At 34.6% G+C, this 19,813-nt stretch carries 21 protein-coding genes and 1 riboswitch; of the genes, 19 read left to right on the top strand and 2 right to left on the bottom strand.

Going from position 1 to position 19,813, the window contains the following annotated elements:
• The first annotated feature begins 64 nt into the window (after positions 1-64).
• The 6 genes from resB to B5P42_RS07345 all read left to right on the top strand — a co-directional run bounded on the left by resB (position 65) and on the right by B5P42_RS07345 (position 7,075).
• The gene (gene resB, locus B5P42_RS07370) at positions 65-1,681 is read left to right on the top strand and encodes a cytochrome c biogenesis protein ResB (protein WP_002135242.1); all 1,617 of its coding nucleotides are present in this window, start codon (positions 65-67) and stop codon (positions 1,679-1,681) included.
• An 18-nt stretch (positions 1,682-1,699) separates the two neighbouring features.
• Entirely contained in the window at positions 1,700-2,857 is a 1,158-nt protein-coding gene (gene resC / locus B5P42_RS07365) for a cytochrome c biogenesis protein ResC (protein ID WP_002030737.1), read from the top strand.
• Positions 2,858-3,158: 301 nt separating this feature from the next.
• On the top strand, positions 3,159-3,875 hold the full coding sequence (gene resD / locus B5P42_RS07360; protein WP_002011758.1) for a DNA-binding response regulator ResD: 717 nt from the start codon (positions 3,159-3,161) through the stop codon (positions 3,873-3,875).
• A complete protein-coding gene (gene resE, locus B5P42_RS07355) occupies positions 3,875-5,650 on the top strand; it encodes a sensor histidine kinase ResE (RefSeq protein WP_142674047.1) in 1,776 nt (591 codons plus the stop codon). The genes resD and resE overlap by 1 nt, the downstream gene beginning before the upstream one ends.
• A 143-nt stretch (positions 5,651-5,793) precedes the next feature.
• Entirely contained in the window at positions 5,794-6,375 is a 582-nt protein-coding gene (locus tag B5P42_RS07350; RefSeq protein ID WP_113733915.1) for a cob(I)yrinic acid a,c-diamide adenosyltransferase, read from the top strand.
• Between the two features lie 85 nt (positions 6,376-6,460).
• Positions 6,461-7,075 (top strand): peptidoglycan DD-metalloendopeptidase family protein, encoded by a 615-nt coding sequence (locus B5P42_RS07345; protein WP_113733914.1) that lies wholly within the window; start codon positions 6,461-6,463, stop codon positions 7,073-7,075.
• 220 nt (positions 7,076-7,295) lie between these two features.
• Here the strand turns inward: B5P42_RS07345 and B5P42_RS07340 are convergent, their stop codons facing one another.
• Complete coding sequence (locus B5P42_RS07340; RefSeq protein ID WP_002030740.1) at positions 7,296-7,982, bottom strand: hypothetical protein; 687 nt, start codon at positions 7,980-7,982, stop codon at positions 7,296-7,298.
• A 248-nt stretch (positions 7,983-8,230) separates the two neighbouring features.
• Positions 8,231-8,370: riboswitch (FMN riboswitch) on the top strand.
• 163 nt (positions 8,371-8,533) lie between these two features.
• On the opposite strand from B5P42_RS07340, the gene B5P42_RS07335 reads away from it, so the two are divergent.
• Complete coding sequence (locus tag B5P42_RS07335) at positions 8,534-9,112, top strand: ECF transporter S component (RefSeq protein ID WP_002011769.1); 579 nt, start codon at positions 8,534-8,536, stop codon at positions 9,110-9,112.
• Positions 9,113-9,228: 116 nt separating this feature from the next.
• Here the strand turns inward: B5P42_RS07335 and B5P42_RS07330 are convergent, their stop codons facing one another.
• Positions 9,229-9,477 carry a ferredoxin gene (locus B5P42_RS07330; protein ID WP_001151994.1) on the bottom strand — a complete coding sequence of 83 codons (249 nt, stop codon included), beginning with the start codon at positions 9,475-9,477 and terminating at the stop codon, positions 9,229-9,231.
• Positions 9,478-9,774: 297 nt separating this feature from the next.
• Between B5P42_RS07330 and B5P42_RS07320 the strand changes: the two genes are divergently transcribed.
• The 12 genes from B5P42_RS07320 (at position 9,775) to B5P42_RS07265 (ending at position 19,785) form a co-directional block, all read left to right on the top strand.
• Complete coding sequence (locus tag B5P42_RS07320) at positions 9,775-10,836, top strand: YpbB family protein (protein WP_002086645.1); 1,062 nt, start codon at positions 9,775-9,777, stop codon at positions 10,834-10,836.
• Positions 10,826-12,355, top strand: coding sequence for a RecQ family ATP-dependent DNA helicase (locus tag B5P42_RS07315; protein WP_113733913.1), 1,530 nt, complete (start codon positions 10,826-10,828; stop codon positions 12,353-12,355). The genes B5P42_RS07320 and B5P42_RS07315 overlap by 11 nt, the downstream gene beginning before the upstream one ends.
• Complete coding sequence (locus tag B5P42_RS07310) at positions 12,355-12,918, top strand: CPBP family intramembrane glutamic endopeptidase (RefSeq protein WP_002064506.1); 564 nt, start codon at positions 12,355-12,357, stop codon at positions 12,916-12,918. The genes B5P42_RS07315 and B5P42_RS07310 overlap by 1 nt, the downstream gene beginning before the upstream one ends.
• Positions 12,919-12,940: 22 nt before the next feature.
• Entirely contained in the window at positions 12,941-13,420 is a 480-nt protein-coding gene (locus tag B5P42_RS07305; RefSeq protein ID WP_002126396.1) for a LysM peptidoglycan-binding domain-containing protein, read from the top strand.
• Positions 13,421-13,491: 71 nt separating this feature from the next.
• The gene (locus tag B5P42_RS07300; protein WP_002141026.1) at positions 13,492-14,268 is read left to right on the top strand and encodes a metallophosphoesterase; all 777 of its coding nucleotides are present in this window, start codon (positions 13,492-13,494) and stop codon (positions 14,266-14,268) included.
• A complete protein-coding gene (locus tag B5P42_RS07295) occupies positions 14,268-15,143 on the top strand; it encodes a MerR family transcriptional regulator (protein WP_113733912.1) in 876 nt (291 codons plus the stop codon). The genes B5P42_RS07300 and B5P42_RS07295 overlap by 1 nt, the downstream gene beginning before the upstream one ends.
• A gap of 77 nt (positions 15,144-15,220) precedes the next feature.
• The gene (locus B5P42_RS07290; RefSeq protein ID WP_002011786.1) at positions 15,221-15,829 is read left to right on the top strand and encodes a genetic competence negative regulator; all 609 of its coding nucleotides are present in this window, start codon (positions 15,221-15,223) and stop codon (positions 15,827-15,829) included.
• Positions 15,830-16,177: 348 nt separating this feature from the next.
• On the top strand, positions 16,178-17,464 hold the full coding sequence (gene gudB / locus B5P42_RS07285; protein ID WP_000225168.1) for an NAD-specific glutamate dehydrogenase: 1,287 nt from the start codon (positions 16,178-16,180) through the stop codon (positions 17,462-17,464).
• An 80-nt stretch (positions 17,465-17,544) separates the two neighbouring features.
• Positions 17,545-17,754, top strand: coding sequence for a hypothetical protein (locus B5P42_RS07280; protein WP_002126403.1), 210 nt, complete (start codon positions 17,545-17,547; stop codon positions 17,752-17,754).
• A gap of 94 nt (positions 17,755-17,848) precedes the next feature.
• The gene (locus B5P42_RS07275) at positions 17,849-18,085 is read left to right on the top strand and encodes a DUF3961 domain-containing protein (protein ID WP_002011789.1); all 237 of its coding nucleotides are present in this window, start codon (positions 17,849-17,851) and stop codon (positions 18,083-18,085) included.
• A 79-nt stretch (positions 18,086-18,164) separates the two neighbouring features.
• Complete coding sequence (locus tag B5P42_RS07270; protein WP_002011791.1) at positions 18,165-18,695, top strand: peptidoglycan recognition protein family protein; 531 nt, start codon at positions 18,165-18,167, stop codon at positions 18,693-18,695.
• 109 nt (positions 18,696-18,804) lie between these two features.
• Positions 18,805-19,785: a YpdA family putative bacillithiol disulfide reductase gene (locus B5P42_RS07265; RefSeq protein WP_113733911.1), complete on the top strand. Its 981-nt coding sequence runs from the start codon at positions 18,805-18,807 to the stop codon at positions 19,783-19,785.
• Positions 19,786-19,813 lie beyond the last annotated feature (28 nt).

Genomic DNA, 19,813 nt, shown 5'->3' with positions numbered 1-19,813 from the left:
GTATTGCGGTAACTCTAGGCTGGAATATACAATAGTACATATAGATAAAAGGGCGGTGAGAGCTTTGAAAGAAATTAAGTGTGAATGTGGACATGTTAATCCGATAGGAACCATTTTTTGTGAAGCATGTGGGAAACCATTTGAAAGTAATGAAAATATAAAATTATTGGATATGAGATATGAGGGGAGTGCACGGAGATCTCTCACACATACAAAAACGATAGTCGATAAAATTTGGAGTTTTTTCTCTTCTGTAAAAGTAGGTGTATGGTTAATCGTAATAACTTTAGCTTCATCGGCAATAGGAACTATCTTTCCCCAAGAAATGTACATAACTCCAGGAATCGAACCAGCTGAATATTATAAGACCGAGTATGGATTTTTAGGACAATTATACTATCAATTAGGATTTAATAATTTATATGGATCATGGTGGTACATGATTTTAATTGCTTCCATTGGTATTTCACTTGTTATATGTAGTTTAGACCGTGTCATTCCTCTTTATAAAGCTTTAAAAAAACAAGGGGTGAAAAGACACCCAAGTTTTTTGAAAAGACAGAGAGTGCACGGGACTGGTACGCCGCATGAAGGTGACTTAGAACGAGTTCAAATTAATTTAAAGAAACGTAATTATAATGTAAAAGTGGAAGACGGGAACGTTTTAGCGGAAAAGGGACGTTTTTCACGTTGGGGTCCATATGTAAACCATATTGGTCTTATTATCTTTCTATTCGGTGCAATGCTACGTTTTTTACCGAGTATGTATGTAGATGAAGCACTTTGGTTACGTGACGGTGAAACGAAAGAAATACCAGGAACAGATGGTCAATACTATTTGAAAAACGAAAAGTTTATCAAGGAAGTTTATGATAAGAGTAAGGATAAAGAAGTTTTTGATGAAGCAATTGATCGTGTTGGTGATAAAATGATTGCGAAAAACTTCCAAACAAATGCTGTATTATATAAAGCGGTAGGAGAAAATATAGCGGGTCAAAAACCAAAATTAGAAAAGGTAAAAGAAGCTGAAATTCGAGTGAATGAGCCACTGAAATTTGATCAATTTGCTGTTTATCAAGTGGATTACAAAGAAAGTGAATTTAAAAGCATGTCTTTCCATTTGCAAAACAAAGAAAATAATCAAAAGTTGGGACCGATTAAAGTAGATTTAGCGAATCCTACAGAAAAATATGATTTAGGAAATGGGTATTCTCTAGAACTATTAAGCTATTTTCCTGATTTTTATTTTGATGAGAATGGAAGGCCGAATACGAAAACAAAATTACCGAATAATCCTGCATTCGTCTTTAAAATGTTTACCCCGGAAACACCAGATGGTGAAGTTAGTTTCGTCGGTATTCAGCAAAACATAGAGCCTGACGGGAATAATAAATATAAAATGTCATTTGCAGGTGTGGAAATGCAAAATGCAACAGCTCTTACAGTAAGAAAAGATTTGACGCTTTGGATTCTCGGTATTGGAGGATTTATATTTATGGTTGGTGTGATTCAAGGTATGTATTGGAACCATCGCCGTATTTGGATACAACGTGTTAATGATGAATGGTGGGTTGCAGGCCATACGAATAAAAATTGGTTCGGCTTAAAGAAAGATATTGAAAGAGTACTAGAAGGAACAGCGATTCCACAACCACACGATAAAATGAATGAAAAAAATTAGTTAAGGTGGGGAAACGATATGGTACAAATAAGTAGTAATTTTCTGTTCGCGGCGTTTATCTTATATTTAATTGCAACTTTATTTTTTGGAGGAGCAATTAAAGAAAAAGGTAACAAGTGGGCAAATATAGGTATAACTATAACAATTTTGGGGTTTATTGCACAAATAGTATATTTTGTTACAAGATGGATCGCATCAGGACATGCACCGGTTAGTAACTTTTTTGAATTTGGTACATTTTTTGGCATGATGCTTGTGGGAGCTTTTATCATTATGTACTTTGTATATCGTGTAAGTATTATTGGTTTATTTGCTTTACCGGTAGCTCTTTTATTAATCGCTTATGCAAGTATGTTCCCGAGAGAAATTTCGCCGCTTATCCCATCTTTAAAGAGTAATTGGCTACATATTCATGTAACGACAGCGGCAGCGGGACAAGCAATATTAGCAATTAGTTTTATTACAGGCGTAATGTATTTACTGAAAAATGTAGATCAATCAACAAGAAGTAAGCGTACATTTTGGTTAGAGACAGTAGTTTTCACACTTGTTTGTACAGTTGGGTTTATTGGAATAACAACGGTATTTTCTAGTATGAAATACGAAGCGAAGTTTCAATGGATTGATAAAAATGAACAACAAGTTGAAATGAAGTATAATCTCCCTGCTTTAGTTGGACCGCATGAAGGGAAGTTAATGACAGAAAATAAATTAGAGCCAACAGTTGAAGTTCCAGCGATTGTAAATGCGAAAAAATTAAATACTGTTATTTGGTCAGTGTTAGTCGGAACGCTACTTTATATTGTATTAAGACTTGTTTTACGTAAGCGAGTGTCAGCGGCACTTCAGCCGTTAGTAAAGAATACGAATAGTGATTTATTAGATGAAATCGGATATCGTTCTATTGCGATAGGATTCCCGGTGTTTACATTAGGAGCATTAATCTTTGCAATGATCTGGGCTCAAATCGCTTGGACGCGCTTTTGGGGTTGGGATCCAAAAGAAGTTTGGGCGCTTATTACTTGGCTCTTTTATGCTGCGGTATTACATTTACGTTTATCTAAAGGATGGCATGGAGAAAAATCCGCCTGGCTTGCAGTGATTGGTTTTGCAATCATTATGTTTAACTTTATTGTAGTAAACTTAATTATCGCGGGTTTACATTCATATGCATAGAGAAATAAAATAGGAGAGTGTATGTCACTTTCCTATTTTATTTTTGTCAAATTTTCTTCTTTTTTGAGAAAAACATGACAAAGTAGCGGTTGATTCTGTAAAATGATGTCGAGGACCAAATATACTGTTCAAAAAAAATACATAGTTTTGGAAGAAAAATGAACAAACTTTATTATTCTTGTGAAGCATAATATGGGAAGTGGAACGTTAAAAAATGCTTAATTAAACGAGGATAGGTGCAACATTATATTGTAGAAGGGTAGGTGTAAACCGTTGTGGTAAAAGTACGCAGCGGGTAGAAATGGAAAATGAATCAAGAATTTTAATTGTAGACGATGAGGATCGTATTCGTCGTTTATTAAAGATGTATTTAGAAAGAGAGCAATACACAATTGAAGAAGCGGATAATGGTGATACAGCTTTAGAAATGGCGTTACAAAATGATTATGATTTAATCCTACTGGATATTATGATGCCTGGTAAAGATGGTATCGAAGTGTGTAAAGGGATTCGTGAGAAGAAAGCGACGCCAATTATTATGCTGACAGCAAAAGGTGAAGAAGTAAATAGGGTACAAGGGTTTGAAGTTGGAACTGATGATTATATTGTAAAGCCGTTTAGCCCGCGTGAAGTAGTACTTCGTGTGAAAGCGGTATTACGCCGCGCTGTACCAACGACATTCTTTACACAAGATACAACGACGAAAGATGTTACTGTTTTCCCTCATTTAACAATTGATAATGATGCGCACCGCGTTACAGCGGATGGTAATGAAGTAAACTTAACACCGAAAGAATATGAATTACTATTATTCTTAGCGAAATCCCCGGATAAAGTTTTTGACCGTGAGCAATTGTTAAAAGAAGTATGGCAATATGAGTTCTTCGGAGATTTACGTACAGTTGATACGCATGTAAAGCGTTTACGTGAAAAGTTAAGTAAACAATCACCAGATGCAGCGAAAATGATTGTTACCGTTTGGGGCGTAGGTTACAAGTTTGAGGTTGTGAACGACTGATGCTTTGGAGAAGTGTAGTAGGGAAGTTATGGATGACCATATTACTTCTCGTTTCGTTTGTTCTTGGATTTGTTGCTATTTTACTTTCACAGTTTTTTAGAACGTATTATGTTGATATGAGTGAAGCTAGGCTTCAGAAAGTTGCAACAAGTGTCACGGAATTAATTGAAGAAGGTGCCAATGTAAAAACGATTGAGGATATTGCTTACAAATTTTCTGATCCACTTTCAAGGATTATCATTGTAGAAGACGGTAAGGAAATTTCTTCTTCGCCGAAACAAGAAGGATTAGTTACTCTTACAATAGATGATTTGAAAAATGATAAAGAATTAGCAGCTGTTTTTACAGATAAAAAGGATATTAAGAATACTATTAGAAAAGCTTCTAATAGTAGGAAGAATAAAAATACTGAAAATGATATTATGATCGTCGGGAAACCAGTACAGTCAAAAAATCAAAGTGCAGTGTTTGTATATGAATCATTGCAAGTTCCAATACAAGGTATGGAGAGAACGACTGATTTTATTTTCTTATCAGCCGGGATTGCGATTATTTTAACAACTTTCTTTGCATTTTTCTTATCTACTCGAATTACGGCACCGCTTCGTAAAATGCGTGAGGTTGCATTTGAGGTAGCACGCGGGAAATTTGATACGAAAGCCCCTATGGTGTCGCAGGACGAAATTGGTGAGCTTGCAACTGCTTTAAATCAAATGGGGAAACAGTTGAAGTTTAATATGAATGCCCTGCAGCAAGAAAAAGAGCAGTTAGCTAGCATTTTGAGTAGTATGGCAGATGGTGTTGTTACGTTAAATCAAGAAGGTGAAGTCGTTGTTATCAACCCACCGGCAGAACACTTCTTACAAGTTTGGCAAGAAGAAAAAGAAGTAGAGTTAATTAAAAAACTGCCTTCTGAACTTGTTGAACTATTCCATCTCGTTGTAGAAAGTGAGCAACAACAAGTTGTTGAAATTAATTTGCAAAAAGGTAACTACGTAGTTCTTATGACACCGCTTTACAATCAAACAAAAATTCGTGGAGCTGTAGCAGTATTGCGAGATATGACGGAGGAGCGTCGTCTTGAGAAAATGCGTCAAGACTTTATTGCGAATGTATCACATGAACTTCGTACACCGATGGTAATGCTTCAAGGATATAGTGAAGCGATTTTAGATGATATTGTGCAAACGAAAGAGGAAATTAATGAGTTTGTTCAAATTATTTATGATGAATCTGTTCGTTTAGGTAAACTTGTAAATGAGTTATTAGATTTAGCCCGTATGGAAAGTGGACATGTAGAGTTACATATAGGTGAAGTAGATATTCATCCATTTGTCGAAAAAATTGGCCGTAAATTCCAGGGGATTGCAAAGGATAAAGAAGTCCAATTAACAGTGGATTTCCAAAGTCCAATTGAACAATATCCGTTTGATGCAGACCGTATGGAACAGGTACTGACGAATTTAATTGATAATGCAATCCGTCATACAAATGCAGGTGGACATGTTACACTTGTAATTAATACGAAAAATAGTGGCCTTACTTTCGAAGTGCAAGATTCAGGTGCTGGTATTCCAGAAGAAGATATTCCGTTCTTGTTCGATCGATTCTATAAAGCTGATAAAGCGAGAACGCGAGGGAAAAAAGTTGGAACAGGACTCGGGCTTGCGATTGCTAAAAATATTGTTCAAGGTCATGACGGGAAAATTTCTGTATCAAGTGTCGTTGGAGAAGGAACTACATTCTCTGTATATTTATCAAATCGTATAATTTAGATGTATATGTTTTTTAAAAGTTGATCATGAATAAAAGCTTTACTGTTTTTTTATTTTTTTGTAAGTGCAATTAAATAAAGAATGGTAGAGTTTTTTTTCTTTAATAATCAGAATGAAAATAAAAAGAGAGGTGTCATAATGAAATGAAACTTTATACAAAAACAGGTGATAAAGGGGAAACGAGTGTCATAGGTGGCCGAGTGGATAAAGATCATATACGTGTAGAAGCTTATGGAACAATTGATGAGGCGAATTCTCATATCGGATATGCCATGTCTAAATTACAAGAGGAATGTTTTCGTAATATTTATAACGAACTTGAAAATATTCAACATGAACTATTTGATTGTGGAGGGGATTTAGCAATAGTAGAGAAGAAAATCCCTTATAAAGTAACGATAGAGATGGTCGAGTATTTAGAGAGACGAATTGATTCGTATACAGAAGAAGCGCCGCCTTTAGAGCGTTTTATTTTACCAGGCGGTAGCGAGGTATCGGCTGCACTACACATTGCACGTACAGTTATAAGAAGAGCAGAACGTTGTATAGTGTCATTGCAAAAAGAAGGAGAAACCAATGAAATTGTTCTAAAGTATATAAATAGGTTATCTGATTATTTATTTGCGCTTGCTAGAGTAATAAATGCGCGTTTACAAGTGAAAGATGTGGAGTATAACCGCAGTGCACTTGTTTTTCGTAATAAAGAAGAGAAGGAAGTGGAGTAATACACTTTCTTTTTTTTGTATACTTTTTTCTGTAATATCCCACAATAGAGAAGGTATGACGGTTATTAGAAAACGGAGGATGTATATGAAAGCGTTAAAATGTGGCGTGGTGATATTGAGTGTATTATTTTTATCTCAATTACATGTTTACGCTGAAGGGAATCAGTGGATATGGCCTGTTGATGGGCAGATAAGTGATTATTTTGGGACAAGACATGGGAAACACTATGGTATTGATATAGCTGCGCCTATTGGAACGCCTGTTGCAGCTATTCAAAATGGTAAGGTGACAAAGTCTTATTTCTCAAGTAGTTATGGAAATGTTGTGTTTATTAAACATGGAGAATATGAGGCTGTTTATGCGCATTTAAATAAGAGATATGTAGTTCAAGGTGATAACATTTCAAAAGGAGAGCTAATTGGAGAGGTAGGGAATACAGGAGAATCGCGAGGAGCGCATTTACATTTAGAAGTGCATCAAGGGATATGGACGATGGAGAAAAGGAATGCGATGAATCCGTTGCTTGTTTTAAATGAACAAAAAAATCAAGTTGTGTCATCATCACTATATATTGTACAAAAAGGTGATACTTTAGTTGGTATTGCCCGGAAATTTAGTATGACAGTTGAGGAAATTAAAGTGAGGAATGGATTGCGACAAGAGCAAATCTATCCGAACCAACAACTATACGTCAAGTAAAGGCAACGTCTCAAAAGCATAACTTTTGAATAAATTTATTTTTTTCTTATTTAAGATTGCGATAGTAAATGAAATTATATCGACAAAAATTTATATCGAACATAGCTATTAGTATATCGATATTTTGACAAGAAATATCGACTAACAATAAAATGCGACAGTAAGAGCAACCTATTCCTAACGAAAAACCGTCCCAAAAGATCTTTTGGGACGGCTTCTTTTACCAAAAAATAAAGACACATATAAATCCAGTAATAGCTAAGTAGCTATATAAGTAAAAGACTTTTGTTCTTGTTTTTTCTTTTGTCCGAAATAGTACGATAGTTGGTTCGATTAGACCAATTGTAAGACAAAGTAAACCAAGAAGCATAAAGCCAATTGAAAGAGAATACAGGGCGATTTGTGGTGCTTGAAATGGAATCATCCATTTTAATAAAAATGCAATAAGTGCAGTGTAACAAATGCAACCGATGTATTTATTCAATGGTGTATCAGAACGGAAACCAGGAAGTTTCTTGGAAAACGGACGGGAAACAACTTCCGTTTGTAAAGATGTATGTTCTTCAATTATTTTTTGAGCTTCTTTTCCTTTTTGGAAAAGGGATAAAATCCAGTTTCGCTCACCTTGGAAAATAAATTGAGAAGTTGTTAAATAGTGATCAACTTTTACCTTATTCCAACTCTTCCATGGATGACGCTCACACAATTTTAATTTACTTTCTGTTTTTTTATCATACTGATAAATACTTATGCCATCTTGGTCAAAAGTAGCGTAGTATGTCTCTCTTGAGAATGTGCCTAGATCAATTGGACAGTAGAAAAGTAATTCTTTTTTCAAATAAAAGTATTCTTTTCTTAAGTTCTTTTTCATTGCTTCTCGAATAGAGTGTCTTTTATCTTTCTTCATGACATTTCCTCCATAACTCAGAAAATGTTCTTATCTTAACAATTCAACATCTTATCACTTTTGACGACATATGACTAGGGGGATTCATAAGAGAAATACCGAATTATAAAAAATATGGGTTGTATTGTAAAATATAGTGATCGTTTCTTTGATTATATAAAATTAATAACTTATTTATAGTAAGTTACACTTTTTTTGTTCACAATACGATCATGTTGTTGTATAATGAAGTGGAAAATAGAATATCGGTCTATCTTCGGGGCAGGGTGAAAATCCCGACCGGCGGTGATGAACATTTAATAATTTCGTTCTAAGCCCGCGAGCCGTTAAGGCAGGATTTGGTGTGATTCCAAAGCCGACAGTACAGTCTGGATGGGAGAAGATGGAGGTTCAAGCGTTCAAAAAAGATAAGTATTTGAACGTCTGTTTGATGTGCCTTAAAATTCTCCCTTTGTGTAAATCACAAAGGGTTTTTTCGTTCTATGAAAAAATAGGCATAGCAGAACCTTTCCACTTTCCATGAGAAGATCGATGGAAAAGGAGAGAGAAAGATGAAACAAAAAAACAGTGTAGTGCAGATGGTGAGTGTAGCGATGCTAAGTAGTATTGCGTATTTACTAATGATGTTGGATTTTCCATTCCCAGGGCTTCCGCCATTTTTAAAAATTGATTTTAGTGATGTGCCAGCTTTAATTGCGGCGATAATTTTTAGTCCAATTGCAGGTGTAATTGTAGAAGCGATAAAAAATATTTTGCATTACGGAATTCAAGGAAGTTTAACGGGAGTACCAGTAGGAGAAGTAGCAAACTTTATAGCGGGATGTTTATTTATTGGTCCAGCAGCATTCTTATTCCGAAAGTATCGCACAGTAAAAAGTTTAACGACAGGATTAATGCTAGGTACAATTACTATGACAGTTATTATGAGTGTGTTAAACTACTTTATTATTTTACCAGCGTACACTTGGTTTTTAAATTCACCAGCTATGTCTAGTGATATTATGCGACAAACTATTGTAACGGCGATATTACCGTTTAATGTAATTAAAGGAATTGTTGTAACAATTGTATTTGTAGCATTATTTTCACGCTTGAAAGTATGGGTATTTGCAAAAATGAAAAATGCTTAAAAATATTAAACCATTGGCAGCGTAACTGCTAATGGTTTTTTGTTAGTGAGAATGAAAAAGAGTGCAAAAAATCCCCCTCATAAGTATGAGGGGGATTTTTTGAAGTTAATAAAAGACTATTCGAATTTTAAAGAGTCGCCATCAAATGATTCGTCAGCAACTTTAATTGAGTCAGTTGGACAACCTTCGAATGCATCCATCATATCTTCAATTAATACATCTGGAATTTCAACGATACCTTGGTTATCGTCTAATGTTACAAATGCAATGCCTTCATCATCATAGTCATAAATGTCTGGTGCAGCAGCACCACAAGCACCGCATGCAATACAAGTATCTTTGTCAACGATTGTATATTTTGCCATATTTTTTCCCTCCTGATAATATGTATGTGAAAAGTTCGCCAAAAAATTATAATCTTATTGTAAAACGGTTTTAAAAACTTTTCAACATAAAATTATAATGATAATGCTTATCAATTAGAGTGTCAACTTATTTTTGAATTATTTCATAAGATTTTCAAAATACTTAAATGTTATTTCGTTTGATACAATAGAATATATACAAGCATGTAGTGTGAATATGATAAGTTAAATGAATAGCAGTTAATGTGCAATCGTATTGAAAAAGGAATGAAGTTAGACTGAGAGGTGGAAGCGGTAATGCAGCTACAATATACTTTATTATATTGTTTAAAACAATTGAATGGTGAAAGAACCGTTTCTTCGATTTATTATTTATTAAAAGGAAAGAGATCGTCGCAAACATTACAAGATGGGAATATGTTTCAAATTTCTTTTTTGTTTGGGATTTATAAGTCATTAAATAGAGCTGATTATGATCAAGAAGTTGCAAAGTTGTTACAAACGGATTTAGTTCAAGGTATACATGATAATACATATGTGTTAACGACTGCTGGTAACGTGCAATTAAACAAATGGGAAGGTGACTTTGCCTTTCCGACATATTTAAATGGTTTACACTATGGTGAAATAGGTGAAACGTTTTGGAAGAGATTATCATTGATCGTTCAAACCATTTCGAATTTACAACAGGCGAATACGAAATTTATTCCAATTCAACAGGATACAGAAATAATGATGTGGGTGAAACGTTTTCTCACTGGAATACCGTATATGAGAAGTGAATTGGCTAAAAGATTATGGAAGGAAATGCATACTCTTTTACAAAAAAATAATCCAGTAGAGGCGACAATCGTAATATATCGGTTAACTGGGTATAAACGTATTGGGTGTACTTTACAACAATTAGCGGAAATTACGAAACAAGATATATTTCGAGTGTATTTTTTATTTTGGGGTACAATTCATTTCCTTATTCAAGAAGTTCGCAATAAAGAAAATGAGTTTCCATTATTAGCTGAAATTATATCTTATCCAAATGAGAAAGCTGATTTATTTAGTTTATCAACGAAAAAAACATATAATCTTTGGAGACAAGGACGCTCTTTAGAAGAAATAGCAACAATTCGGAATTTGAAGGTTGCCACGATAGAAGACCATTTTGTAGAAATTGCTTTACGAGAAAAAGAATTTTCTATTGAAATGTTTATGGAAAAAGAAAAAATGGAAAAAGTAACAAAAGTAATTGAAGCATTACAAACACGTAAATTGCGTGTGTTGAAGCAAGCGGTTGGAGAGGAAATCTCTTATTTTGAAGTACGTCTTGTATTGGCACGGATGGAGGGTATAAATGAAGCTTGAGGAATATTTATATAAGTGGTTTGGATATTCTGAATTTCGTCCGGGGCAAAAAGGAGTTATTACGGACTTATTGGAAGGAAAAGATGTTGTAGCAATGCTTCCGACTGGAAGGGGAAAGTCAATGTGTTATCAACTTCCGGGGCTTCTGCAAGAGGGTACGGTGCTTGTTGTATCACCATTATTATCTTTAATGGAAGACCAAGTTACGCAATTAAAGTATGTCGTGAAAAATCGAGTTATTGCATTGAATAGTTTTCGGACGTTAATTGAAAAAAGAGAAGCAATGAAAAAGCTATCTTTTTATAAATTTGTTTTCGTATCGCCAGAGATGTTGCAGTCGGAACTTCTAATAAGAGAATTGAAAAAAATTCATATTTCATTATTTGTCGTAGATGAAGCGCATTGTATTTCACAATGGGGCTATGATTTTCGGCCAGATTATAAAAAATTAGATAAAGTAATTGAGAGTATCGGATCTCCGGCAGTACTAGCATTAACAGCAACTGCGACAAAGGATGTATTGCGAGATATAGCGGAAAGTTTAAATCTAAAAAATATTGCTGAGCATGTGTACTCAATTGATCGTCCAAATATTGCGATGGAAGTGCAATTTGTGGAAACAATAGAAGAAAAAAAAGAGGCGCTTTTTGAGCATGTAATGTATTTGCAAGGGCCTGGTATTGTTTATTGTTCAAGTAGGGCCTGGACAGAGCGTTTAACCGAGTATTTAAGAGGAAAAGGAATTACAGGTGTAGCTTTTTATCATGGTGGTATGGAACATGAAGAGCGTATGTTAATTCAACAACAGTTTATGAATGACCAGTTGCAAATTGTAATATGTACAAGTGCTTTTGGGATGGGGGTAAATAAGGCGAATACAAGATATATTATTCATTTTCAATATCCGACAAATGTAGCTTCCTATTTACAAGAAATTGGAAGAGCGGGAAGAGATGGAGAATTGAGTATAGCCATTTTATTATGTAGTCCATTGGATCACGATTTGCCAATTTCAATCATTGAAGATGAATTACCAAGTAAATCGCAAATACAATTTTTATTTTCGTTACTACAAGAAAGAATGTTTCAAACGAAAGTATTACCATTAGAAGATGTAGAAGAAATTTGTTATAATGCAGCAAGATTTAATGAACAGTATTGGCGCTTTACACGTTATCATCTCGAACATCTTGGAATCATACAACAGCGAAATCTCATGCTAGAGAGCTTGTCAGATGAAATAATGCACAGATTAATAGCGGAAGTGGAAGTGAGAATGCGTAATAAATATAGTGAGCTAGAAAATATGAAGTCATGGATACAAGTTCAAGGATGTAGACGTGAATATTTATTACAACAATTCGGTTATAGAAAAGAAAAAGAGATAGAAAACTGTTGTGATTACTGTGGTATTACAAAAACGGATTATAAAAAAAGACGAGCGCAACAGTTAGTTTTCGACTATAATTGGGAAACAGAGTTACAAAAGCTTTTCGGCCTAGGAAAGATGGAGGAATGATGAACATTCAAAGGCATAATGTTGAAGATATGAGTCCGAGAGAAATAAGACTGAATCTCTACATAACACAACTAATCATTATTGGTATCGGTTGTTTACTAGCATATATATTATTTCAAGATAAAAGAGAAGTTTATAGTTTATGGAAATGGGAACCGGTTTCTATACTTTTAATAGGTAGCTTGTTAGCGATTTGTATTGTGTTATTAGATTATGTTGCAATGCGAGTGTTTCCAGAATCTTGGTTTGATGATGGTGGCATTAACGATAGAATGTTTCAAGGGATTTCTGTCATGCATTTACTCGTTATCACGTTTATTATTGGCTTTGCGGAAGAGTTTTTATTTAGAGGTGTAGTGCAGACTCATTTCGGAATTGTAATAGCGAGTTTAATTTTTGCTGTGTTACATATTCGGTATATAACGAAGCCTTTTTTGTTTTGTTTCGTCTGCTTTATTAGTTTTGTTTTTGGTTATGTATTCGAGTGGACAGGAAATTTGTTTATAACAATCTTTGCACACTTTCTTGTTGATTTTATAATGGGGCTCCAATTAAGAAAATAAATGGAAGGTGGTGGTGAACAACATGAGAAAACGAATTCCTGATTTTGAAGAGGAGTTAGAAGTTGAGCAAGTGGAAGAAGATGAAAGTTTACCGCCGCGTAGTGAAATTCATAGAAATAAAGAGAACAAACCAAAGTTTAAAATGAATCACATTTTCGTCCGAGTGTTAACATTTTTGTTCATATTGTTACCTATTAGTATCCTATGGTATACGGATAAGTATATACAGGTAAAAAGTGATAGTAATAATGCTGAGAAAAGTGCGTTTGAAGTAATTTTCTTTGATTCCGCTAAGACTGAATCAAAGAAGCAGCCTGAGAAAGTAGCAACTCATGTTGTGAAAGATGGAGAAACTTTAGAAAGTATAGCGAAGCAATATTTCTCAGATGAAGATGGGATAGAAATAATAAAAAAGTATAATGATTTACAAGAAGACGAAGTGAAGGTAGGACAAGAATTGAAAATTCCTATAAAAGATAAGTCCACGAAGTATGAGAGCTAGCTAAATGAGTGATATATAGCTCCACATAAAATTAAGGACTATACTTTACGAGGAGGGAGAGTAAAAAATATATGTCATGGATTATATTATTATGTACTCTCATAAGCATTGGTTTTGTATGTCTTCTTGGAATGTATAAAGAAGCGATGCGTAATACAGTGTTGGAACATACTTTAGTATTCGAAGAATTTCCGGAAAGTTTTCAAAAAGTTAAAGTTTTTTTTATTTCGGATATTCATAGAAGGATCATTTCTAGCTCGCTAATTGAACGAGTGAAAGGAAAAGCAGATATCGTAATTATTGGCGGTGATTTAGCTGAAAAAGGAGTACCTTTATCGCAAATCGCTTTAAATATTCAAAAGTTAAGAGAAATAGCCCCTGTATATTTTGTATGGGGAAATAATGACTATGAAATTGAGTATCACGAATTAGATGCTTTATTAATAGAAAATAATGTGAAGGTATTAGATAATACAAGAGTTGTATTTGAGTCTGAATTAGGAGAGAAAATTTGCTTACTCGGTATCGATGATGTTGGATTAGAACGAGATCGTTTAGATTTAGCGTTGTCTGATTGTAAAGAAGAAGGTTTTCGCATTTTAATTAGTCACAACCCAGATATAATAAAGAAAATGTCTGGTAATGAACAAATTTCGCTCGTATTAAGTGGACATACACATGGAGGTCAGATTCGGTTGTTTCCATCTGAAAAGTATTTAAAGGGTGGCGTATATAAGCATTCTAATACGACTCTCTTTGTTAGTAATGGGTATGGAACAACATTGTTCCCTCTTCGTTTTCGGGCACCTTCCCAAACACATATCATTACGTTATGCGGAGGGAAATAATGCCGAATTCAAATGGAAAATATAATATAAAAGCTGTCTCAAATATACTCGGAATTCAACCGAGTACACTTCGCGCATGGGAAAGACGCTATCATATTATTGCCCCAAAGAGAAATCGTGCGGGGCATCGTTTATATACAGAAGAGCATATTCATATTTTGAAATGGTTAATGAACAAAGTTTCTGAGGGGATGATGATTGGACAAGCAGTTCAGTTATTAGAAGGGAATCGGTTGCAGAACAACGTTCAAAAAGAAAAAATTACTGATACAGAAGTTGTTTTAGTGGACGATATACTACAAGCTTTGTTAGAATTTGATGAAATTACAATTTCTGCATTATTAAACGAGGTTTTTAGTATATATTCAACGGAAAAGGTTGTTACAAGCATCATTCTTCAAGTGGCAAACAAGTTGTTAACTTTAAAAAGTAATAATGAGATTACAATGTCGCAATTCAAATATGTTGTATCATTCTTACAAACACGTTTAGGGATGATCTATCATAATGCGTCGGTGTATTCTTCCGTTAACAAAGTTTTCGTTTTAGAAAATAATATATTAAAAGGATTTATTTTCGCGACGTATTTACGACTAAAAGGATATCAAACAATGTATATGGGGACAAGTTTAGATGAAGAAGGTATTTTACTAGCTATTGAACAATTACAACCTAAATATTTGTTTATATCTTTTGATGATGAACGAGAACTTGAAGAGGCAGTAGAATTTATTGACTTGTTGCAAGAAAAAAATGAAAACATCTCTGGTGGTTTTATAGGAAGAAAAGGCATTGGAGATCAATTAAATCTTCAAAATATCCTAATTGGTAACACGAAAGAAGAATGGGATGGATGGTTAAAGATGCCGGAATAGTCGTTCGAAAAGAACCATCTATTTTCTATTTCATATAATAAAAATTAGATGCAATGGTTACGTAGGGAGGGTATGAGATGAGACTGGAACGTTTAAATTATAATAAGATTAAAATTTTCCTAACATTTGATGATTTATCTGAACGAGGATTAACGAAAGAAGATTTGTGGAGAAATGCACCGAAAGTACAGCAACTATTCCGTGATATGATGCAAGAAGCAAATACAGAATTAGGGTTTGAAGCGGATGGACCGATTGCTGTTGAAGTATTTTCTCTACAAGCTCAAGGTATGGTTGTAATTGTAACAAAAGAAAATCACGAAGTGGACACAGAAGATGAGTTCCGTGACGAGTTTATTGAAATGCAAGTGACTCTTGATGAAAGTGAACATATACTTTACGAGTTTGCTACATTAGATGATGTAATCAATTTGTCAAATCGCTTATATAACCTTGGTGTAACTGATGGGAAGTTGTATACGTGGGATGATCGTTTTTATCTTTGGATAGAAGAAGAAGAGCAATTTCAATTATTGAAGGCGGATTTTATAGCTATTTTAGCGGAGTACGGTAATCCGTCAACAGCAACAATTTACCGCGTAATGGAATATGGTAAAGAATTAATGGATTCTCAAGCGATTGAACAAATATACAATTACTTTGTGAAAAAACAAAACCTCAGCTAATGTAACGTAGCTTGAGGTTTTATTTTTATTCAGCTGAAAATCTAAAATCTATAAAACGAAGTGTAGGTAACAAGACTAGCCGATCTGTATGTTAAAATGTAATCATTATTTCTTGATGAAATAATGGTTTTATCGAATGTATTTTGATGAAAATAAAAAATATTTAAATATTTAAGTATTTTACTTTTCTAAAAGCGATAAAAGGACTATAATAATAGTGAAAACGCTTGCAATACAAAATAGTTTGTATATATTTGTTAGCGTTTTCTATTGCATTCCAAATTTAACGGTGTATACTAGGCAATGAAGGTTTACTAAACAAGTGAAATTACAGGGGGTTTACTTACTATGGTAGCCGAAAAGGGAACTCAAACGAAAACACAACAACAAGGGGAACAACATTTTGAATTGTTAAATTCAACACAAATTGTAATTAATGAAGCATTAGAAAAATTGGGTTATCCAAACGAAGTATATGAATTATTGAAAGAACCAATTCGTATGATGACAGTGAAAATTCCAGTTCGTATGGATGACGGGACTGTTAAAATATTTACAGGATATCGTGCACAACATAATGATGCTGTTGGTCCAACGAAAGGTGGAATTCGCTTCCATCCAAACGTAACAGAAAATGAAGTGAAAGCACTTTCTATTTGGATGAGTTTAAAATGTGGTATTGTTGATTTACCATATGGTGGAGGTAAAGGTGGAATCATTTGTGACCCACGTGAGATGTCTTTCCGTGAATTAGAAAGATTAAGCCGCGGTTATGTACGAGCAATTAGCCAAATTGTTGGTCCGACAAAAGATATTCCGGCTCCAGATGTATTTACAAACTCACAAATTATGGCATGGATGATGGATGAGTATAGCCGTATCGATGAATTTAATTCACCAGGATTTATTACAGGTAAACCACTTGTATTAGGTGGATCACACGGACGTGAAACAGCGACTGCAAAAGGTGTAACAATTTGTATTCGTGAAGCTGCGAAAAAACGTGACATTGATATTAAAGGTGCACGCGTTGTTGTTCAAGGATTTGGTAATGCGGGTAGCTTCTTAGCTAAATTTATGCATGATGCAGGCGCGAAAGTAATTGCAATTTCAGATGCTTACGGTGCATTACATGATCCGAATGGATTAGATATTGACTACTTACTAGATCGTCGCGATAGCTTTGGTACTGTAACAAAACTATTTAATAATACAATTTCAAATACAGAACTGTTAGAACTTGATTGCGACATTTTAGTTCCTGCTGCAATTGAGAACCAAATTACAGAAGAAAATGCTGATAAGATTAAAGCGAAAATTGTGGTTGAAGCTGCAAATGGTCCAACTACATTAGAAGCAACAAAAATCTTAACAGATCGTGGTATCTTACTTGTTCCAGACGTATTAGCAAGTGCTGGTGGCGTTACGGTATCTTACTTTGAGTGGGTACAAAATAACCAAGGTTACTACTGGACTGAAGAAGAAGTAGAACAACGTTTAGAAAAAGTAATGGTAAAATCATTCGATTCAATTTATGAAACATCACAAGTTCGTAAAGTGAACATGCGCTTAGCTGCATACATGATTGGTGTTCGTAAAATGGCTGAGGCTAGTCGCTTCAGAGGTTGGGTATAATATATAATGTTTTGAGAAAACGTGATTTCCTTTCGAGGGAATCGCGTTTTTTTGTTGAAGTATTAAATGAGGTGTTGTATATGGGGAATGAAATAATGGAACGAGTAGACCAATTAGAAGAAAAGGTTAAGGTGTTAGAGGGTGAACTTGCAAGAGCTAAGAGAGCCCGAAAAACAAGTGTCGTTCGGGTGTTCGGCGAAGGATTATTATTTTTAATATTTGGTGCAGTTGTAGTTGGACCAATTATCGCGTTTATATTCACAATTATTACTTGGTTTGGTGAAAAATAGAATAAAAAATAAAAAAGAACGCTTGTTCTGCACGAACAAACGTGCTATACTTTCCTTAGATAAGCAAAACGGAAATGATTTTAAGGAGAGATAAATGATGAAAATGACAGTAGACCAAAGATTTATGATGCCAGCAGATGTTGTAGAACGAGTGGAAGTATTACGAAACAAACAAAGCAAGCGTGGCACATTATTACAATCGGTAAATAAATTTTTCGGTTTAGATACGAAAGAAGATTGTATTTGGTTTTACGGTTTTTACGGAGTGGCTGTAAGTATTGTATTATTTATGGTATTCACATCAAATATTTTCGATGTTCTCTTCGCATAAGAAATATGCCATAAGGACATTGCCACCGAATACATATATAAGGAAGTAAGGTAATTTTTTAGAGCGGGAGTTGGTAGTAATGGCGATGTTCCCTATAGAGCGTAACTATATTGGGTATGGAAATTCACGACCAGGAATTCCTCTTTCAAAAGTAAGATTTATTGTAAGTCATGACACGGGGAACCCTGGTAGCAATGCGATAGGAAATCGGGATTACTTTAATGAAATACAACCGAAAGCTTCAGCGCATACATTTATTGATGATAAAACAATATTAGAAATTGTCCCTATAAATGAAGTTGCGTACCATGTTCGATACAATGTGCCAACGGATAATGAGTTATTCGGTTATGATGCGAATAAGGCTGCAATTGGGGTTGAACTTTGCTATGGTGGCGACGTAAACTTTTGGGAGGCGTATACTCGTTTTACGTGGTATCACGCTTATTTATGTCAAAATTTCGGTTTAAATCCTAAAAAGGCTATTGTGTCACACAAAACGTTGGATCCTACTCGGAAAATCGATCCTGAGAATGTATTAGGGCAACAAGGAATTAAATTTCAGCAGTTTTTAGCAGATGTCTATCGGATGTATGTTTCGTTTAGATGACAAATATATGAAAAATGAATACAATAAAGATAGATGCCTACTGCTGTAAGTAGGTTTTTTCTTGTTTATATAAATAGAGCAGAGGTAGAAGACTAGGAGTGAACTAAGTATGCAAAAAGAAACAGTTATTATTATCGGAGGCGGTCCATGCGGATTAGCAGCGGCGATTTCGTTGCAAAAAGTGGGGTTAAATCCGTTAGTAATCGAAAAAGGAAACATTGTAAATGCAATTTATAATTATCCAACTCATCAAACATTTTTCTCCTCTAGTGAAAAATTAGAAATTGGTGAAGTTGCTTTTATTACAGAAAATCGTAAGCCATTTCGTAATCAGGCGCTTGCGTATTATCGTGAAGTAGTAAAGCGTAAATCTATACGTGTAAATGCATTTGAACGAGTGGAACAAGTTCAAAAAGATGGTGATGTTTTTAAAGTTGAAACGACGAAGCGTGACGGAAACAAAGAAATATATGTTGCGAAATACATTGTTGTCGCAACTGGATATTATGATAATCCGAATTATATGAATGTACCTGGTGAGAAACTTGAGAAAGTAGCTCATTATTTCAAAGAAGGACACCCTTATTTTGATCGAGATGTCGTTGTAATAGGTGGTAAAAATTCAAGTATAGATGCAGCGTTAGAGCTTGTTAAATCGGGTGCACGTGTAGCAGTTCTATACCGTGGTGGGGAATACTCGCCAAGTATTAAGCCGTGGATTTTGCCGGAATTTGAGGCGTTAGTACGAAATGGGACAATTCAAATGCATTTCCATGCGCATGTAAAAGAAATTACTGAGCATACGTTGACGTATACAGTAGATGGTGAGGCAAATACAATTCAAAACGATTTTGTATTTGCTATGACGGGTTACCATCCAGACCACAGCTTCTTAACAAAAATGGGAGTTCGGATTGATGAAGAAACAGGGCGCCCGATTTATATAGAGGGTAGTATGGAAACAAACGCTGAAAATATTTTTATTGCAGGTGTAATTGCTGCGGGGAATAACGCAAATGAAATATTTATCGAGAACGGTAGATTCCATGGAGATGCGATTGCGCAAACCATTGCATCAAGAGAAGAATAAAAAGAAGCTGTCGAAATCTTCGACAGCT

This window comes from Bacillus sp. SRB_331 (genome assembly GCF_003264175.1).
GTDB classification, from domain to species: Bacteria; Bacillota; Bacilli; order Bacillales; family Bacillaceae_G; genus Bacillus_A; species Bacillus_A mycoides.
The sequence above is the reverse complement of the archived record's forward strand: the minus strand, read 5'-3'. Positions and strand labels throughout refer to the sequence as shown.

Excerpts from the sequence above, each read along its gene's own strand:
- B5P42_RS07280 (WP_002126403.1), top strand. The coding sequence starts at position 17,545 with ATGGGGAATGAAATAATGGAACGAGTAGACCAATTAGAAGAAAAGGTT.
- B5P42_RS07350 (WP_113733915.1), top strand. The coding sequence starts at position 5,794 with ATGAAACTTTATACAAAAACAGGTGATAAAGGGGAAACGAGTGTCATA.
- B5P42_RS07305 (WP_002126396.1), top strand. The coding sequence starts at position 12,941 with ATGAGAAAACGAATTCCTGATTTTGAAGAGGAGTTAGAAGTTGAGCAA.
- gudB (WP_000225168.1), top strand. The coding sequence starts at position 16,178 with ATGGTAGCCGAAAAGGGAACTCAAACGAAAACACAACAACAAGGGGAA.
- B5P42_RS07315 (WP_113733913.1), top strand. The coding sequence starts at position 10,826 with ATGAAGCTTGAGGAATATTTATATAAGTGGTTTGGATATTCTGAATTT.
- B5P42_RS07275 (WP_002011789.1), top strand. The coding sequence starts at position 17,849 with ATGATGAAAATGACAGTAGACCAAAGATTTATGATGCCAGCAGATGTT.
- B5P42_RS07300 (WP_002141026.1), top strand. The coding sequence starts at position 13,492 with ATGTCATGGATTATATTATTATGTACTCTCATAAGCATTGGTTTTGTA.
- B5P42_RS07340 (WP_002030740.1), bottom strand. The coding sequence starts at position 7,982 with ATGAAGAAAGATAAAAGACACTCTATTCGAGAAGCAATGAAAAAGAAC.
- B5P42_RS07270 (WP_002011791.1), top strand. The coding sequence starts at position 18,165 with ATGGCGATGTTCCCTATAGAGCGTAACTATATTGGGTATGGAAATTCA.
- B5P42_RS07290 (WP_002011786.1), top strand. The coding sequence starts at position 15,221 with ATGAGACTGGAACGTTTAAATTATAATAAGATTAAAATTTTCCTAACA.
- B5P42_RS07265 (WP_113733911.1), top strand. The coding sequence starts at position 18,805 with ATGCAAAAAGAAACAGTTATTATTATCGGAGGCGGTCCATGCGGATTA.
- B5P42_RS07295 (WP_113733912.1), top strand. The coding sequence starts at position 14,268 with ATGCCGAATTCAAATGGAAAATATAATATAAAAGCTGTCTCAAATATA.
- B5P42_RS07335 (WP_002011769.1), top strand. The coding sequence starts at position 8,534 with ATGAAACAAAAAAACAGTGTAGTGCAGATGGTGAGTGTAGCGATGCTA.
- resD (WP_002011758.1), top strand. The coding sequence starts at position 3,159 with ATGGAAAATGAATCAAGAATTTTAATTGTAGACGATGAGGATCGTATT.
- resC (WP_002030737.1), top strand. The coding sequence starts at position 1,700 with ATGGTACAAATAAGTAGTAATTTTCTGTTCGCGGCGTTTATCTTATAT.
- B5P42_RS07310 (WP_002064506.1), top strand. The coding sequence starts at position 12,355 with ATGAACATTCAAAGGCATAATGTTGAAGATATGAGTCCGAGAGAAATA.
- B5P42_RS07345 (WP_113733914.1), top strand. The coding sequence starts at position 6,461 with ATGAAAGCGTTAAAATGTGGCGTGGTGATATTGAGTGTATTATTTTTA.
- B5P42_RS07330 (WP_001151994.1), bottom strand. The coding sequence starts at position 9,477 with ATGGCAAAATATACAATCGTTGACAAAGATACTTGTATTGCATGCGGT.
- resE (WP_142674047.1), top strand. The coding sequence starts at position 3,875 with ATGCTTTGGAGAAGTGTAGTAGGGAAGTTATGGATGACCATATTACTT.
- B5P42_RS07320 (WP_002086645.1), top strand. The coding sequence starts at position 9,775 with ATGCAGCTACAATATACTTTATTATATTGTTTAAAACAATTGAATGGT.